The sequence below is a fragment of the Wukongibacter baidiensis genome (genome assembly GCF_050888315.1).
Lineage (GTDB): Bacteria > Bacillota > Clostridia > Peptostreptococcales > Caminicellaceae > Wukongibacter > Wukongibacter baidiensis.
Genome location: NZ_CP138202.1, coordinates 2,758,129 through 2,775,317, shown reverse-complemented (window position 1 = coordinate 2,775,317; position 17,189 = coordinate 2,758,129). Strand labels below are relative to the sequence as shown.

Genomic DNA, 17,189 nt, shown 5'->3' with positions numbered 1-17,189 from the left:
AATTTGAGATCACTATTTGGCAAGATGCTTGCGATTTATATAGCAGTTATTGTGGTAAGCTTTATTGCACTAATTACTATATTATCTAGCACCTTTGAAGACTACTTTATGACTCAAAAAGAAAAAGTGCTTATTGAGCAATGTGAAAAGATACAGAAGCAATATGTCAAGGTTTATGAGAGAGGATCCTTATTCATTGATAAGGAGCGGTTAAAACTTGAAATGGAAGCCTTAGACAGATATCTAAATGCAAGGATATGGTGGGTAAATAGACTTGGAGAAATCTATATAGACTCAGAAATAGATGATGCATCCTGGTTAGGTGAAAAATTAAACTATGAAGAAATAGAAGATGTATTTAATGGATATGTAATAAAAAGAAAGGGCCGATTCAAAAACCACTTTGAAGAATCGGTACTTACCATAGGATACCCTATTATAGTGGATAATAAAGTAGAGATTGCTTTATTTATGCATGTTCCTATTCCAGAAATAAAAAGAACTATATCAGATGTTTATAGAATAACCATGGCTGCCCTTATATTTTCAATATTAGTAGCGTTTATAGGGGTATTCTTCCTATCGAGAAATCTAAATAAGGATATAAAGAATCTAAATGATGCAGTAAAATTTGTTTCAAAGGGGAATTTTGACAAAAAACTGAATGTTACTAGAACCGATGAACTAGGAGAATTAGCTGAGAACTTTAACCATATGGCAGAGGATCTCAGTAATCTAGAAGAACTACGAAGAACCTTTATATCAAATCTATCCCATGATATTCGTTCGCCTCTTACGTCAATAAAGGGATTTCTACAAGCTATTTTAGACGGCACTATCCCAAAGGAAAAACAGGATAAATATATAAGAATTGCTTTAAATGAAAGCGAACGTCTAACGAAGATGACAAATGATATCTTAGATCTGTCAAAAATGGAAAGCGGAGAAATTAACTTAACTAAAACAGAGTTCAATATAAACAATTTACTCATTAATGAAATAGATAAATTTGAAACTAGATTAATAGATAAGAATGTCGATGTAGAATTAAAGCTATTTGAAGGTAACGACGTAGTGCATGCCGATAAGGGACAGATAACAAGAGTAATATACAATTTGATTGATAATGCTGTAAAGTTTGTAGAAGATCAAGGAAAAATCGAGATAAAAACGAGATCAAAGAAGAACAAGGTATATGTTTCCGTAAAGAATACAGGAACCATAATTCCAAAGGAAGAGCTGAGACATATCTGGAATAGGTTCCGAAAGGTAGATAAATCGAGGGGGGAAGATAAAAGGGGTTCGGGTCTTGGACTATCTATTGTAAAGACCATTATAAGTAATCACGGAGAAAATATTGAAGTTAGAAGCATTGAGGAAGAAGGGACGGTATTTACCTTTACCCTTTCAAAACAATAAACTTCTCACCAAGATGAATTTTGTTTACAAACCATTCATACTTTCTTAAATTTTATAGTTTATTATTGAACTATAATAGAAATTCAACATTTAAGGAGGTATTGGATAATGTTTGATAATAAAAATGAGTTCTTAAAAGATAGCCCTGAGATAATAGATGTAAAGAGTAAGCCTGTGAAAAAGAAAAAATCCTTTGTAAATCTTCTTATATATGGGATTATATTTTCTATGGTGGGAGGCTTTGCCATAGGGGCTGGATACAATTTTAGTGAAAAATATTTAACTGGCTATGCGGACAATAACCAAATTGCAAGTAATGGAAGACAGACAGAAATAATAGACACTTCTTTAGCTGAGAAAGTAAGCTATAGCAACACGGATTCACCCATAACTAATATAGTCGAGGAAGTAGGCCCTTCTATAGTAGCTATAACTAGTAAGGTTAAGGTAAGAGATTGGTATAATAATCAATATCTTCAGGAAGGTGAAGGGTCTGGTGTAATATTCGAAGTGAATGATGAAGAGGTTATGATTGTAACTAATGAACACGTTATAAATGGTGCGCAGGAGGTTATAGTGACACTGCATAATAACAGACAAGTACCTGCCTCTATAGTTGGAATTGATCCAGAGACTGATCTAGCAGTATTAAAAATTGACAAAAAAGATATACCAGAAGAAATATCAAATGAAATTGTAGCAGCGAGATTAGGGGACTCTGAGGATTTAAGGGTTGGAGAAACAGCCATAGCTATTGGAAATCCGATGGGATATAATAATACCGTAACCGTAGGAGTTATTAGTGCATTAAATAGAGAACTTAGACTTCCAGACAAGAAACTTGAGCTTGTTCAAACGGATGCGGCTATAAATCCTGGAAACAGTGGAGGAGCCCTGGTTAATAGTAAGGGTGAAGTTATTGGAATAAATACAGTTAAGATTGCTGACACAAAGGTTGAGGGTATAGGGTTTGCCATTCCAATTAATTCAGCTAAGCCAATAATTAATGAATTAGTAGATAGTGGATCTGTATCAAGGCCATATCTAGGGATATTAGGCAAGGATATAGATGAGAATGCATCTGAATTATATGAATTACCTATAGGAATATACATTGCTGATGTAGTAGAAAATAGTGCTGCTGATAAAGCAGGAATTAGAAAAGGTGATGTTATAATTGAATTTGAAGGTAAAAAGATGTTAAATATGGAGCAGGTAAGCCAGATGATTAAGGACAAAACTGTAGGAGATACCATTACAATGAGAATCATCAGAAATGGAAATGAGAAAATAGAGATTAAAGCAGTCTTACAACAAAAATAGATATTCGATAGGATATATTACTAAAAACCGTTATTTTTATTATGACGGTTTTTAGTTTTTTTTTTGAAAAATTTTTTAAAAAGGTATTGAAAAAATTTTAGAAAGATATATAATCTATTTGTAAATAAATTAACGAACCTATTTCGAAAAAATTACAACAATATGGAAAATTCAGAATTCGAATTTTATGGGATGAATACAGTGAAATAAACGTTTTCGCAAAAATATTCTATAGCTTGCAAAAATATAACAAGATAAATTACTTTGAGAAAGCTACTTTTTAAAATGAAAATAATGTTAATTTATTAACGATATTGAGAGTGTTTATTTTGCTAAACAAAATTAAAAAATTAGGAGGGTTACTATGAAAAGAACAGTTATTTTTATTGTGGTTATGCTTATATCATTATTCACTTTAGAAGCATTTGCGGGAATGAAGTTAGAAAAAGTAGAAAAATCCTATGATAAAATCGTAGTTGGAACAAGTGGAGAATATGCACCCTATACTTATATTGATGAAGATGGAGAACTTACTGGCTTTGATATAGAAGTATGGAAAGAAATATCAAAAAGATTGGATAAAGAAATTGAATTCGTTAAGGCAGATTTTAAAAATTTATTCTCTATGTTAGATAAGGGCGAAATTGATACAATTGCAAATCAAATAACATTAAATGATAAGAGAATAGGGAAGTACTACTTTGCTGATACCTATGTTTACGAAGGAGCGCAGTTGGCAGTAAGAAATGATAATACATCAATCAAAGAATTGAATGATTTGAAGGATAAAAAAGTAGGGATACTTCAGAGTTCAAGCTTTGAAGATACCTTGAGAAGTTATGACTTTAATAATGAAATAGAAATAAAAATCTATGATGATTACACTGAGGCACTTAAAGATCTTGCCTTAGGAAAGCTTGACGCTGTATTTGATGATAGATTAGCGGTTATGAAAGCTATAAAGAGCTTAAATCTTGAATTGAAGTTAGCTGGAGAACCTGTAGAAGTTATAGAGAACAGCTTTCCATTTGTACAAAATGTTGAAAATGAAGACATTCTCAGAGAAGTGAATAAGATTATTGAAGATATGCGTAGTGATGGAACACTAAAGAAACTATCAGAGAAATGGTTTTCTATTGACGTTACAAATTAAAATATTAGTGAAATCCAAAAATAATACAAAAAACCCCCCCGGGGAGGCATAATGCGGCGGGGGTTTTTAATTTTTTTTTGTAAAAAAATTTATTATAGTTTTAGGATTGACATGATAATAGTTATCAATTATACTAAACAAAGAAAATGATTATTGTTATCAATTTATCATTTTTACAAAATGAGAAAGAAGATCATTAGAGGAGGACATATAAGAATGAAAAAGAGATCTACATTAATTTCACTAAGCATTATGCTGATTATTTCCTTATTAGCCCTTGCAGGTTGTGCGGGTACAGAGAAGGAAGCTCCAGTAGCTGAGGAAAAAGCTTCAGAGGTGAAAGAAGAAGCAGCAGCTCCAAAGGAAGAGGCTAAAGTTGAAGAAAAGAAAGAAAAAGGCGTAGTAAATCTTTATACAGATAGACACTACGATACTGATGAAGAACTATACAAATTATTTACTGAAGAAACAGGTATTGAAGTAAATGTTGTTAAAGGAAAAGCTGATGAGTTAATTGAAAGACTTTCAAGAGAAGGTCAAGATACGGAAGCAGATTTATTAATTGCTGCCGATGCAGGAAGATTACATAGAGCAAAGTCACAAGAGTTATTACAAGGAATAGAAAGTGAAACAGTGTTAAGTAATGTTCCAGAAAATCTAAGAGATATTGATAATCAGTGGGTTGGATTAACAGTAAGAGGTAGAGTTATAGTTTACTCTAAGGATAGAGTAAAACCTTCTGACTTATCAACTTACGAAGATTTAACAAGTGACAAGTGGAAGGGTAAGATTCTAGTAAGATCTTCATCTAACATATACAACCAATCATTACTAGCATCATTAGTAGCTATTGATGGTGAAGAAAAAGCTAAGGAATGGGCAAAGGGTGTACTAGCAAACATGGCTAGAGAGCCAAAAGGAAATGATAGAGCTCAAGCTACTGCTGTTGTTGCAGGCGAAGGAGATTTAGCAATAATGAATACATACTATGTAGGAAAAATGTTAAACTCTTCTAACCCTGAAGAAGTAAAGGTAGCAGAGAACGTTGGAGTTTTCTTCCCAAATCAAGATAGCACAGGAACACATGTAAATGTTAGTGGAGTTGGACTAGCAAAGCATTCTAAGAACAAAGAAAATGCAGTTAAGTTTATAGAATTCTTATCAAGCGAAAAAGCACAAAATGAATTTGCACAGGCTAACTACGAATATCCAGTAAATCCTTCAGTAGAGCCATCTGAGTTATTAAAGTCTTGGGGAGAATTCAAACCTCAAAATATCAACCTTTCTAAACTAGGTGAATTAAATACTAAAGCAGTAGAAATATTCAACGAAATCGGTTGGAAATAAGTAATATAAAAAGCACATAGTTAAAGCAGCCCGTATTTTTATGGGCTGCTATAGCTGTTTATATGAACTTGACTATAAAGGTCTATTTAACAAGGATGTAAAGGAAGTGTACGAAATTGATTATGGGAAGAGATCTAAAAAGAAATTTTAATATATGGGCTGTCTTAAGCTTTATCTTTATATGCTTGGTTATCTTACCAAACTTAAATATTCTAGTGAATGTTTTCAATAAGCCCAATGAAAACTGGAATCATATAAAGGAATACCTTTTAAAGGATTATGTTGTTAATTCCCTAACCTTGATAAGTTTTACAGGAGTGTTCACGGTTCTCATTGGAACAAGCCTATCTTGGATTATCTCAGTATATGATTTTCCATTTAGAAGATTTTTTAAATGGAGCTTAGTTTTGCCTTTGGCTATACCTCCTTATATAGCAGCCTATACATATAATGGACTATTGAATTATACAGGAGTTATACAAACTTTCTTGAGAAACTCCTTAAATATAAGTGTGAATCAAAAGTATTTTAACGTTATGTCAATGAAGGGCTCAGTATTCATATTTACCATGTTTCTATTTCCATACGTATATATCATAACAAAATCATTCTTAGAAAAACAATCTGCATCTCTGATAGAGAACGCTAGGGTTTTAGGAAGAAACTCTATGGAAATATTTTTCCATGTTGTACTACCCATATCAAGGGCGGCAATTATTGGTGGAGTTAGCTTAGTTATATTAGAGGTACTAAATGACTATGGTGTAGTTAAATATTTCGGTATTCCAACCTTTAGTACCGCTATCTTTAAAACATGGTTCTCTATGGGAGATATTGATTCAGCAGTTAAGCTTTCTTCGATCTTAATGTTTATGGTCTTTGGAATATTATTTTTAGAGAAGCTTTTAAGGGGAAGAAAAAAATACAGCTATACAAATGCCAAGGTAAGACCAATTACCCATATAAAATTAGACGGATTTAAAGGTGTATTGGCATCAAGCTACTGTTTTCTAATTCTTTGCCTTGGTTTCATAATTCCTACACTGCAATTGAGCCATTGGACGTTGCTGACATATAAGAAAATTTTGGATATGAAATTCTTAGAACTTATTTTTAACTCGCTTTTTACGGCACTACTGACATCTGCCTTAATAGTAGTTATAGCAATAGTAATTGCTAATAACTCTAGAATAAATGACAGTTTAATTTCAAAGATTTATTCAAAAATCACAGTAGTTGGATATTCGATTCCCGGTGCAGTTATAGCAATAGGGGTTATAGTATTTTTTATTAATATAGACAAGAGCTTATACTGGCTTTATAAAATGATCAATCCAGATTCCGGTAAGCTGGTTCTTAGCACCAGTGTTGTGATGCTTATATTTGCATATATAATAAGATTTCTAGCTATAGGATATAACTCTATTGAATCAGGATTTGAGAAGGTTGGAAAGAAGTTTTTCGAAGCTTCAAGAACCCTTGGTATGAATGTAACGGAAACATTCTTTAAAGTGGACTTTAAAATGATAAAACCTGCGGTTTTAGGGGCGTTTCTTCTAGTATTTGTAGATATTCTAAAGGAATTACCACTTACACTGATTCTGAGACCATTTAACTTTAATACCTTGGCAACTAAATCCTTTGAGTATGCTAATGATGAAATGATACACGAAGCTGCTATATCGTCATTGATAATCATAATTATAAGTGTTATTTCAATGTACCTATTTCAAAAAATAGGAGATAAGGAGGGGAAGTAAATGCATGTTAAGATAGATGGATTGAAATTTAAATATAAAAATGCTAAAGAAGAAACTATAAAGGACTTTACTATGGGAATAGAAAAGGGAGAGATAATTTCTATTCTAGGCCAAAGTGGAAGTGGAAAAAGCACGGTTCTTAGATTGATGGCAGGACTTGAAGTACCAAGCAGTGGTACCATCAAAGTCGACAGTGAGTTTCTAGTAGATGATAGCAAGTTTGTTTTACCTGAAAAAAGAGGCATTGGAATGGTTTTTCAGGACTATGCCCTATTTCCCCATATGACAGTAGCTCAGAATATCAAATTTGGTTTAAAGAACATGAATAAAAGTGAGAAGGATATAAGGTTAAATGAAGTATTAAAGTTAATAGATATGGAAAAGTTCCATGCTAGATATCCCTATGAATTAAGTGGAGGTCAGCAGCAAAGAGTTGCATTAGCTAGAGCCATAGCTCCTAAGCCTTCACTATTACTCTTAGATGAGCCCTTTAGTAACCTAGATGCAGATCTACAAATTAAAATAAGGGAAGAACTGAAAAAGATAATTAAAAAAACAGGAATAACATCAATTTTTGTTACCCATGATAAAGAAGATTCGAAAGCTATTGCAGATAGAGTTGTAGTATTAAAAGAGGGAGAAATAGTTCAGATGGGAAATGTTAATGATGTATTGTAGTGGATACTATATAAACCTGTGTATTTAGTGCTAAATAAAACTATGAGGACGAAATAAATGAAAAGGATAAGCAAAAGCTTTTGAACAATTTTGCTTAGAAAACTTGCTAAGTGGAGTTGAAAAATCTGTTAAGAATCATGATTGTTTGAGCGTAGCGAGTTATCATGATTTAAGATTTTTCAATGGAGCGAAGCGTAGCTTTCTCAAAATTTTCATTGCTTTTACGTTCTTTTTCATTTATTTCACTTTGTTATATCACGTATAAAACAGCTTTAACCTTTAAAACTTTAAAGATTCTTGCTATCATATAAATAGTAGAAATTTATGATGGGTGAGATTTTTATGTCAAAGGAGAAGCTGTTATTTATTTTAAAAAGATTTTTATTACTTTCGTTAGCCGTTTTAGCAATATCGGGTTTAATGAAATTGTTTGGTATTGACCTTGAAGAAATGGAAAAGAGAGAAGCACAAAAAGTTATTATAGTCGGTACCACAGGTAACTACTATCCCTACTCGTTCTTAGATAAGAATGGTGAGTTATCTGGATTTGATATAGATATCTTAGAAGAGGTTGGTAAAAGAACCAATATAGAAGTAAAATTTGTTATAAACTCTTACAATGAATTGATAGACCTCTTAGATAAAGGTGAAATTGATACAATTGCCAATGGAGTAAGAATAAATAAAAAGAAGATAAAAAAATACTATTTTTCTAACCCCTATGGGCTGAGTGGAGCACAGTTGGTTATCAGAGAAAATGATTCCTCAATTATTGACTTGAATACCCTCAAGGGTAAAAGAGCCGGAGTAGTATTTAAATCAGATTATGAAGATTTTCTAAGGGATTATGATAAGGAATATGAAATAGATATTAGAGTATATGATACACATGAGGAAACTCTAAAAGCAGTAGTTTCCAGTGAAATTGATGCCGCCTTAGATGATTCGGTAACTATTTTAGAAGCTATCAAAGATATGGATACAGGCCTTAAACTTGTAGGTGAATTAGTTAATGTTACAGAAAAGGGGTTTCCGTTTTTGAAAAACATGAAGGGTGAAAGCCTTCTAAAAGATATAAATGAAGCATTAGGAACCATGGAAGAAGATGGAACTTTAAGTACTATATATGAAACATGGTTTTAGAGCATTTTATATAAATAAAATGCTGAGACTGTTGACAAACCTGAATTTCTTCGTTGTTGCCTCAAGCAAGAACCCTTACGTATGTCTGTATACGCTGCGGTCTCTTTCTTTCAGCACGCCTCGAACTTCAGATTTCTCAACAGTCTATCATCTTGTAGACTTTGTCTACAATCTGAGCATTTTATATGAATAAAATGCTCTCTTTTTATGGAAAAATAATATAGAGATTTCAGTCAAAACTTTAATCTATACATATCAAAACCCCCTAGAAACATCGGATATTTTGATACGTATAAATTAAGATTTACTTGGAACTCTCTATAAATGTAAAAACTTCTCAAAATGAATAAAGGTATTGACAAATGAAGAATACTGTTCTAATCTAAATATAGATATATAGACATGTATCTATGTGATTTTTGAGTTGCTAGAGCTAATATTACTAATTGGAAGGTGGTCATATGAAAAATATCGGGACAATGATTGGTGGTGCCATAGCGGGAATCTTTGTAATGAGTGTTTGGGGAAAGTTTGCAGAGACCTATGGCATTGGAGGAGGCTGGTTTGCGGCCTTGATTATTATTGGTACTATGTGGTTTCTAAATCATCATGTTGGTATATTACATAATCCTGAAGAAGGAGCATGGGTAGATATGGCTCTAGCCATTGGAGTCTGTGGAACCTTAATACCTGTTTTTGCTAAGTTATCTATAAAGCCACTCTTTGGATCAATTCCTACGTTGTTAATAGTAATTGCAGGCGGTGTAACAGGTGGGATCGTTGGTGAGATGATAAAAAAGGATATAGAGAGAGATGGTAAAGAGGCCCAATAAAGGTTTCAAAAATTTAGTTATATATTTGTAACTCAAAGATTTTATTGATAAGGTTTTAACGCTAGAGACTAGTTGACAACCCTAAGAAGAGTAAAAACAATACTCTAAGTAAAGTAATAACTTTTTATGAAATAGTAATAGTTGCATAGACCCACATCTATATAATCAATATGAGTAAAGTGATACAATGAAAGAAAGGAGATACAATAATGACCATAGGTTTAATGATTTCAACATTTACGGGAGCATTCATATTTCCGTTTTTGATAACCCTTTGTTGGGGTAAAATGGTAGAATCCTGGGGGCCGATAGGAGGATGGATGGCAGCAGGATTTATAGTAGGTACTGTATGGACTCTAAATCATGGTGTAGGAATGATCTATCAGAGCGGAGAAGCATGGATAGATATGGCTTGGGCAGCAGGAGTCGGGCTGTTAGCAGGAGCAATTTATCGTGGTGCTAGTTTAAAAAGGGCAATGCCGACGGTTCTTTATTCTATCCTTGGAGGAGCTATAGGAGCCTTTGTATTATCAACATTAGTATAGATATATAGATATATTGATTATGTGGAGTGGGTAAAATGGAAAAAAAGATCGAAATTTTTAAAGCGTTATCTGACAAAAACAGATTACTAATCATAGACATGCTATCATGTGGAGAATTATGTGCGTGCGATATTATAGAGGGATTAGAATTAACTCAACCAACTGTTTCACACCATATGAAAATACTGCAACATGCAGGGTTGGTAAACAGTAGGAAAAATGGAAAATGGACCATTTATTCTCTCGATAAGGATGCTTTTAGTAATCTATGTGGATTTATCGAAAAGCTATCTTCGGAAAAGGAAAATTGTATATGCAAGAAAGTAGTTAAAAGTAGCTGTAATGTAGAATCTTAAAAGTGAACGGAGGAGGAGAAATTATGAAGAAGGTTGCATTTGTATGTATTCATAACTCTTGTAGATCCCAAATGGCAGAAGCATGGGCGAAACATTCAGGTAAGGGTGTATTAGAAGTATATTCAGCGGGAACTGAGGAATATCCAGAGGTAAAGCCTGGAGCTGTACAGGTTATGGAGGAATCAGGAATCAATATGAGTGAACATTACCCAAAGCTTTTAACTGATATACCTGAAGAAATAGATATTTTAATTACAATGGGATGTGGAGTAGTATGCCCATATGTACCTTGCAGTCACCAAGAAGACTGGGGTCTTGAGGATCCTTCTGGAGGACCTATAGAAGGATTTAGAAACACAAGAGATATAATAAAGGAAAAGGTTGAAGATTTAATAGAGAGAGTAAAAAAAGGTGAATTATAAGATTAGTGTATATTGACTTTGTGACCCAGCAGATAAAAATGCTGGGTTTTTCTATTGGACTCATTTATCGAAGAGAACTCTGATTAAAATGAAGGAATCGATGAACGTGAGTTTGATTGTTGGAGTTCATTAAATAGAGTGGAATATAATTTAATAATTAGAGGATTTAACCAGCAAGTGTCGAATAGATAAATTACTATTGTCAGAAATTTCTATATGTAAAGTATTTATTGCGAATAAAAGAAAAAACCTTTCTAAAATTATCTTTTATATGAAACTTTCATTTACTATAAGGTGGTGTATCCATGAATAATAATCAAGGTCTTCTTCAAAATGAGAATCATAGTGAACTATTAAGTGATTACTTAGTTAGCACTATGGGAAAAATTTTTGATCCCGTTCCCGTTCCTATAATACTAATAGACAATAAAACCAGAGTAAAAATGATAAATGATGTTTTTGCTGACTATTTGGGATTCCCAAAGGAAGAGATTATAGGGAAAAAGGTAAAGGAAATTGATAAGAATACTAGATTCCCCTATGTATTCCAAACGAAAAAGGCTGAGATAGCTTGGAAGCATAGGTTTGAAAATGGTCACACGGCAATAGTTCATAGGATACCAGTTTTAAATGAATCCGGTGAAGTTGAATATGGAGTAGGGATAGTACTCTTTGAGGATTTAGAACAGTTTAGGGATATTATTGATAAGAATAAACTTTTAGAAAATGAGCTCCATATTTATAAAAAAAGATTAAAGGAAATCCACGGAGCTAAATATTCATGGGAAAACATTGTAGGGAAAAGTGAGAAAATGGTTGCTGCAAAATATATGGCTCAAAAAGCTGCTCAAACTAACTCAAACGTATTATTACTTGGTGAAAGTGGTACAGGTAAAGAACTATTTGCTCACTCTATACATAACGGCAGCGTGAGAAGTTATTCTCCCTTTGTAAAGGTAAATTGTGCTGCAATTCCTTCGGATTTGTTGGAATCTGAGCTATTTGGTTATGAAGAAGGTGCCTTTACTGGAGCTAAAAAAGGTGGGAAAATTGGAAAGTTCGAATCTGCAAACGGCGGTAGCATATTCTTAGATGAAATAGGGGATATGCCTTTGAAAATGCAGGCCAAGCTCCTTAGGGTTTTACAGGAGAGAGAGCTCGAAAGGGTAGGTGGAACAGCTTCTATAAAGTTAGATATAAGGGTCATTGCAGCGACAAACAAAGAATTAAAGGACCTTGTTAAAGAAGGTAAGTTTAGACAGGACTTATATTATAGACTAAATGTTATGAGTATTGACATTCCGGCACTTAGAGAAAGATTTTGTGACGTTGAAGATCTTACATATTTACTACTTAAAAAGTTATCAAATCAATTGGGCAAATATGTATCAAATATATCTTCGAAAACGATGGAATACCTGAAAAGTCATAGCTGGCCAGGTAACGTTAGGGAGCTTGAAAATGTGCTTGAAAGGGCCATTAACTTAACCGATTCAGACACCATATTACCGGTACATTTACCAGTATATCTAGTTCAAAATAAAAAAAGAATTCTGGATGGGCCTATCAGGCCACTAAAAGATATTATTGAGGATGTAGAAAAGGAAGCTATAATGAGATGTCTAGAGTACACAAAGGGAAATAAGCTTAAAACCGCTAAATTACTAGATATAAGCAGATCAAGTCTCTATGATAGGATCGAGAGATACGGAATGTAAATGATATTGGAATGTAGGCTAAATAACTCTGTAGTAATTTCAGACAATTGTACAGATTTAAAACACTGTACTTATCTTTGTTAAAAAATTAATAGAACTAATGATTTGAAATAGATGTTGTTTATAAAAGAAAAATTTAGATTTAAGACTGTAGGTTTATTATACAGTTTTAAGTCTTTTTTTATTAAGGGTCAAGTATCTTTAAATAGAATGACAGCGAAATATAATTAAGAATTTAGGGGAATATACTGTACTCTAGGCATATCTTAATAGAGTATATTTTTTTATGGCATATATTTTGCTTATTTCTAATAATAACGATATTCGAATGATGACTTTGTATAGAAAAACTAACCCTAAAATATTAAAAAAAGGAGGAGTGAATGTGAAAAGAGCTTTAATTATGTTTTTAATTTTGACTCTAGGCTTTATGTCGGCAGGCTTCATACCACAATATACATATGCAGGGTCAAGCCTAGATATTGAAGAGACCTTCACGGATATCAATGTAACGAAACATTGGGTGAAGGTTGAAAGAATTAGACTTAATAATTCGAACATTGGAAAAGAGAAATTTATATCAGACAACAAGCAGAAGAGTGGAAACATTGTTAGGGAGTTTGGAGGAACATCTGAACCAAGCTCAAAGCTATTCCTACTTCATTATGCCGAGGGCTGGGATACAGGTACACAGCCTTATCCAGTGCTGTTTGTACATGGAGCTGGAAAAAATGGTGATTATGCTGCTGACCCGAAAGAAAATGGCGGTTCAGATGGTATCATGCAGTATTTAAGGGATAATAACTTTAAATTCTTTTCAATAAGCTTTGCTCATCCCCATGGGGACAACTATATACAAAGAGAAATTTTAGCTGCGGCTATTCAAAGAATAAAGGAAGTTACTGGAGCGGAAAAGGTAGATATTATAGCCCACAGCAAGGGAAATATGAGCGCCAGAATGTATGTGTCAAATGTAAAGAAAAGCTGGGGACAGAGCTTTGGCAAAGATGTTAGAAGATATATTCAACTGGGAGCTCCAAACGGAGGGATAGATTATTCCTTTAGAAATACATGGGCAGCTTGGGGCATCATGGCATCAAACGGTCATGGACCTGTACCATTTACTAGAATGGTGATATATGGTTTTTGGAAGAATACAGCCTATCATAGTTTATATGGAGAATCCGATGGAGGAGGAGCTTATACAGGCCAAGCACAAATGCTTGCTAGATGGGATGATGAATATTCCCTTGGATCATTTGAACAGGATTGGTATACAGCGTATCATGGCGGGCAGGGCTTCTACAGTTATTCTAAAGGAATAGATTATGCTATAACTCAAGGAGGAAACCTTATTGATACTTTAAAAAATTCTCCTGTTGATTCATCGGTGCAGATTGCTACCCTAGCAGGTAATCAAAATGTTATAAATGGTGTAGTAATGGAAAACGATGGACCAAGTGATGGTATAGTTTTCGTTGAGAGTGCATTAATGACAGAACCGATGACAGCCGGTGGAGCATCACTGCTAGAAAAGAAAGTTTTATCGCTAAATCATGTTGAATTAGCCTATGATAAGAGTGCTAAGAGTTGGATAAAAAACCAACTAACTAAATAAAGAGAATTGCATAAATACCATTCTTAAAGGATTACTATGACATATGGCTTAGCCAAGATTATTCATGGAAATATGATTATGAAGTTTAAACTACATCAGAAGGGATCACAAACTCTTCATGAAAATACAGTGTTAGGAAAGAGGGAGCTGTGACCCTTCTTGATATCCATACTTCTTACTCGTATAGCCATATGAATAAATTTAAATAAAAGGGAGGAGAGATTGGTAAAAAATAGAATAGTTATTTATGATAAAGACCGAGGGAGGTAAAATAAAGTGAAAAATGACACATGGGTAAAGGTTTTGCTGATAGGATCTATTCTTATGTTAATTGCACAGATAGGAAAAATTCCTATGCTATTTGCTATTTCATTTCCAATAGTAATAGTAGGATGGATGGCTCTAGGAGCCATGAGACGAAATAAGATAGGCAAGAGTCTTAAAATGTCGCTGGCAGCATTACTTGTGATTTGGGTTGTAGGCTTTATCGTATTAAATGTAATGGACCATAGTCAGTTTAATGGAACAATATTAGGTTTAGTTCCGGGAACAGCAATAATGATATATATTATATGGTTATTACCATTTTTTATTGGAACTCTAGTTTATTGTTTAAAGTTCAATGAAGAATACCTTGATGAAGAGGATATAAGAAAGTTTGAAAATAAAACTGATGGAGTTATAGAAACAAAATAATGGAGGGGGATAAAAGATGGCTACAATAAAAATCGTTATAGCTCTATATATGCTTATTGTATTGGGAATTGGATTCTGGGCTATGAAAAAGACAAGAAACTCATCTGACTTTTTTGTAGCAGGAAAACAGCTAGGAATTATAGCCGTTGCATTGGCAGCATTTTCAGCTGCTATTTCAGGTTTTGTGTTTGTAGGTGGACCGGGACTTGAATACAAAGTGGGAATAGGATCTCTATGGCTTACATTTCCTACCTCCATTTCATTTGCGATGGCTTGGATGATACTTGGAAAGAGAATGAGATTTTTAGCTGAAACTAGAAATTGTATGACCGTTTCAGATGCGATATTAGCTAGATATGAAAGTAAACCTGCAAGTTTTCTTGCCGCTATAGCATCAATAGTTGGACTGATTCTATATCTGGCTACACAAATAAGCGCCTTTGCATTTATTCTTTCACCAATATTTAATATTGAATATAAAACAGCAGTTCTTATAGGTATGGGTATTGTTCTTGTGTATTCCGTTGCTGGAGGGATGTTAGCAGGAGTATACACCGACGTATTCCAAGGATCAATCATGGCTGTAGCATCAATATTTGTTTTTATACTAACATTAAAGCATGGCGGTGGTATGGCTAATATGTCTACTACAATAGCACAGCAGGTTAAACCAGAGTTTGTAGGCCCCTGGGGAGTACTGCCGGCCTCATTGGCGATGGGGTGGTTCTTCTGTCTATCTATAGGAATCGTAGGACAGCCCCATATAGCCCATAAGTTTTATATGATAAAGGATATTAGGAAGCTTAGATGGGGTCCAGTAATTGCAGCAATGGCAGGTATGTTGGGCGGATTATTATGGCTGGGCGTTGGAATGGTAATGAAGTACAAGGTAACTATAGGAGAGGTAGCAGCATTAGAAAATGCAGATTATGCAATATCCATATTCCTAAATAACTATACGCCTAAGATACTTGCTGGTATTATTTATGCAGGTATAGCATCAGCGGTTATGTCTACGGCAGATTCATTTATAAACCTAGCTTCTGCGGCTACAGTTAGGGATATACCAAAGGCCTTCGGTATAGAACTCGACTCAAAGAAGGAATTAAAGTATGGGAGATATGCCGTAGTAGCACTTTCAGTCCTTACGGTTGTCATTTCATTTAGCTTTGGAGCTAAGGGGGTAGCCGTTCTCGGAGCCTTTGGATGGGGTACATTTGCAGCAGCATTAGCACCTGCATTAGGAATAGGGCTGAACTGGAAGAGAGCAACAAAGCAAGCAGCTTTTTGGTCAATATTAGTAGGACTTAGCCTTAATGTATTTTTGGAGATATCAAGTAAACTTGGAGCGGGATTCTATAAAGCTATATTCGCGCCAATGGGAATATATAATGGAACGTTATCCCTAGTAATCTCAATTATTCTTTTCATAGTTATTTCTTACTTAACTCCGGAACCAAAGCTTAAGGAAGATGTAGAAGCAATCATGGAAGTATAGTAATATATAGGGGCTATCTCATAGAGGTATTTTATGAGTCTAGCCTCTAGGTGTTTTTAAATGAAATGGTACAGAAGCCAGTTGTTCTCAGATGCTCATTTTGTTTATATAATCAGGGAAAGGATGATCAAAAAATGAAAAGCCATGGAGAAGTGTTAAGTAAGATAATATCTAAGTTTTTTGAAATAGGATTCTATAATCAGATATATTATGAGATAGTGGTGACAAATAAAAGATTAATCCTTGTAAACATGGGAGAAAGCTATAAGCCATGGATGCTTAGTATAGACCCTGGTATAAACAAGAGAGAAGAATTTGAAAAACTAGATTTAGATGAAATAGTAGAATATAATGAGAAAAACATATCTATAGATTATGATGATATAAAAGAAATTAGGTTAAATGGTAGAACCTTATTCAAAAATGCAAATATGATAATTAATACAGAGGATGAGGAATTTAAGTTATATACAAAGGAGAAGCAGATAGATTTTTCAGATACATATGAACTTCTTCAGAAATTCATGGGAGAAAAGGTTACATTAAAAAAATAGAAAAGCTAAAGAGCAAAGGCACGGAGTTTTCCGTGTTTTTTTATTTTCTTAAAATACTGTACGAAATACAGACATGTGTGAAAACAAAACATGGCTTTAAATAAGTTAATCAGATTAAGGATGTGA

Annotated in this window: 16 protein-coding genes; all 16 read left to right on the top strand. The window is 33.7% G+C overall.

The window, feature by feature from the left end; translation table 11 throughout:
- Positions 1–3 precede the first annotated feature (3 nt).
- The 16 genes from R9X47_RS12525 (at position 4) to R9X47_RS12450 (ending at position 17,063) form a co-directional block, all read left to right on the top strand.
- A complete protein-coding gene (locus R9X47_RS12525; protein WP_432667219.1) occupies positions 4–1,419 on the top strand; it encodes a HAMP domain-containing sensor histidine kinase in 1,416 nt (471 codons plus the stop codon).
- 108 nt (positions 1,420–1,527) lie between these two features.
- A complete protein-coding gene (locus tag R9X47_RS12520; RefSeq protein ID WP_432667218.1) occupies positions 1,528–2,742 on the top strand; it encodes a S1C family serine protease in 1,215 nt (404 codons plus the stop codon).
- A 364-nt stretch (positions 2,743–3,106) separates the two neighbouring features.
- Positions 3,107–3,895, top strand: coding sequence for a transporter substrate-binding domain-containing protein (locus R9X47_RS12515; RefSeq protein ID WP_432667217.1), 789 nt, complete (start codon positions 3,107–3,109; stop codon positions 3,893–3,895).
- Between the two features lie 216 nt (positions 3,896–4,111).
- Positions 4,112–5,242: a Fe(3+) ABC transporter substrate-binding protein gene (locus R9X47_RS12510; protein WP_432667216.1), complete on the top strand. Its 1,131-nt coding sequence runs from the start codon at positions 4,112–4,114 to the stop codon at positions 5,240–5,242.
- A gap of 122 nt (positions 5,243–5,364) precedes the next feature.
- Positions 5,365–7,002 carry an ABC transporter permease gene (locus R9X47_RS12505; protein WP_432667629.1) on the top strand — a complete coding sequence of 546 codons (1,638 nt, stop codon included), beginning with the start codon at positions 5,365–5,367 and terminating at the stop codon, positions 7,000–7,002.
- The gene (locus R9X47_RS12500) at positions 7,003–7,680 is read left to right on the top strand and encodes an ABC transporter ATP-binding protein (protein WP_432667215.1); all 678 of its coding nucleotides are present in this window, start codon (positions 7,003–7,005) and stop codon (positions 7,678–7,680) included. It begins immediately after the preceding gene.
- Positions 7,681–8,022: 342 nt separating this feature from the next.
- Entirely contained in the window at positions 8,023–8,823 is an 801-nt protein-coding gene (locus R9X47_RS12495; protein ID WP_432667214.1) for a transporter substrate-binding domain-containing protein, read from the top strand.
- A gap of 461 nt (positions 8,824–9,284) precedes the next feature.
- Positions 9,285–9,656, top strand: a complete 372-nt coding sequence (locus R9X47_RS12490) for a Lin0368 family putative glycerol transporter subunit (protein WP_432667213.1) — start codon at positions 9,285–9,287, stop codon at positions 9,654–9,656.
- Between the two features lie 209 nt (positions 9,657–9,865).
- The gene (locus tag R9X47_RS12485) at positions 9,866–10,201 is read left to right on the top strand and encodes a Lin0368 family putative glycerol transporter subunit (protein WP_432667212.1); all 336 of its coding nucleotides are present in this window, start codon (positions 9,866–9,868) and stop codon (positions 10,199–10,201) included.
- 35 nt (positions 10,202–10,236) lie between these two features.
- Positions 10,237–10,557: an ArsR/SmtB family transcription factor gene (locus R9X47_RS12480; protein WP_432667211.1), complete on the top strand. Its 321-nt coding sequence runs from the start codon at positions 10,237–10,239 to the stop codon at positions 10,555–10,557.
- Positions 10,558–10,577: 20 nt separating this feature from the next.
- Positions 10,578–10,979 carry an arsenate reductase ArsC gene (locus tag R9X47_RS12475; protein WP_432667628.1) on the top strand — a complete coding sequence of 134 codons (402 nt, stop codon included), beginning with the start codon at positions 10,578–10,580 and terminating at the stop codon, positions 10,977–10,979.
- A gap of 305 nt (positions 10,980–11,284) precedes the next feature.
- Entirely contained in the window at positions 11,285–12,697 is a 1,413-nt protein-coding gene (locus tag R9X47_RS12470) for a sigma-54 interaction domain-containing protein (protein WP_432667210.1), read from the top strand.
- A gap of 385 nt (positions 12,698–13,082) precedes the next feature.
- Complete coding sequence (locus R9X47_RS12465; protein WP_432667209.1) at positions 13,083–14,315, top strand: esterase/lipase family protein; 1,233 nt, start codon at positions 13,083–13,085, stop codon at positions 14,313–14,315.
- Between the two features lie 276 nt (positions 14,316–14,591).
- On the top strand, positions 14,592–15,011 hold the full coding sequence (locus R9X47_RS12460) for a hypothetical protein (protein ID WP_432667208.1): 420 nt from the start codon (positions 14,592–14,594) through the stop codon (positions 15,009–15,011).
- Between the two features lie 16 nt (positions 15,012–15,027).
- Entirely contained in the window at positions 15,028–16,509 is a 1,482-nt protein-coding gene (locus R9X47_RS12455) for a sodium:solute symporter family transporter (RefSeq protein WP_432667207.1), read from the top strand.
- Positions 16,510–16,643: 134 nt separating this feature from the next.
- On the top strand, positions 16,644–17,063 hold the full coding sequence (locus R9X47_RS12450; protein WP_432667206.1) for a hypothetical protein: 420 nt from the start codon (positions 16,644–16,646) through the stop codon (positions 17,061–17,063).
- Positions 17,064–17,189 lie beyond the last annotated feature (126 nt).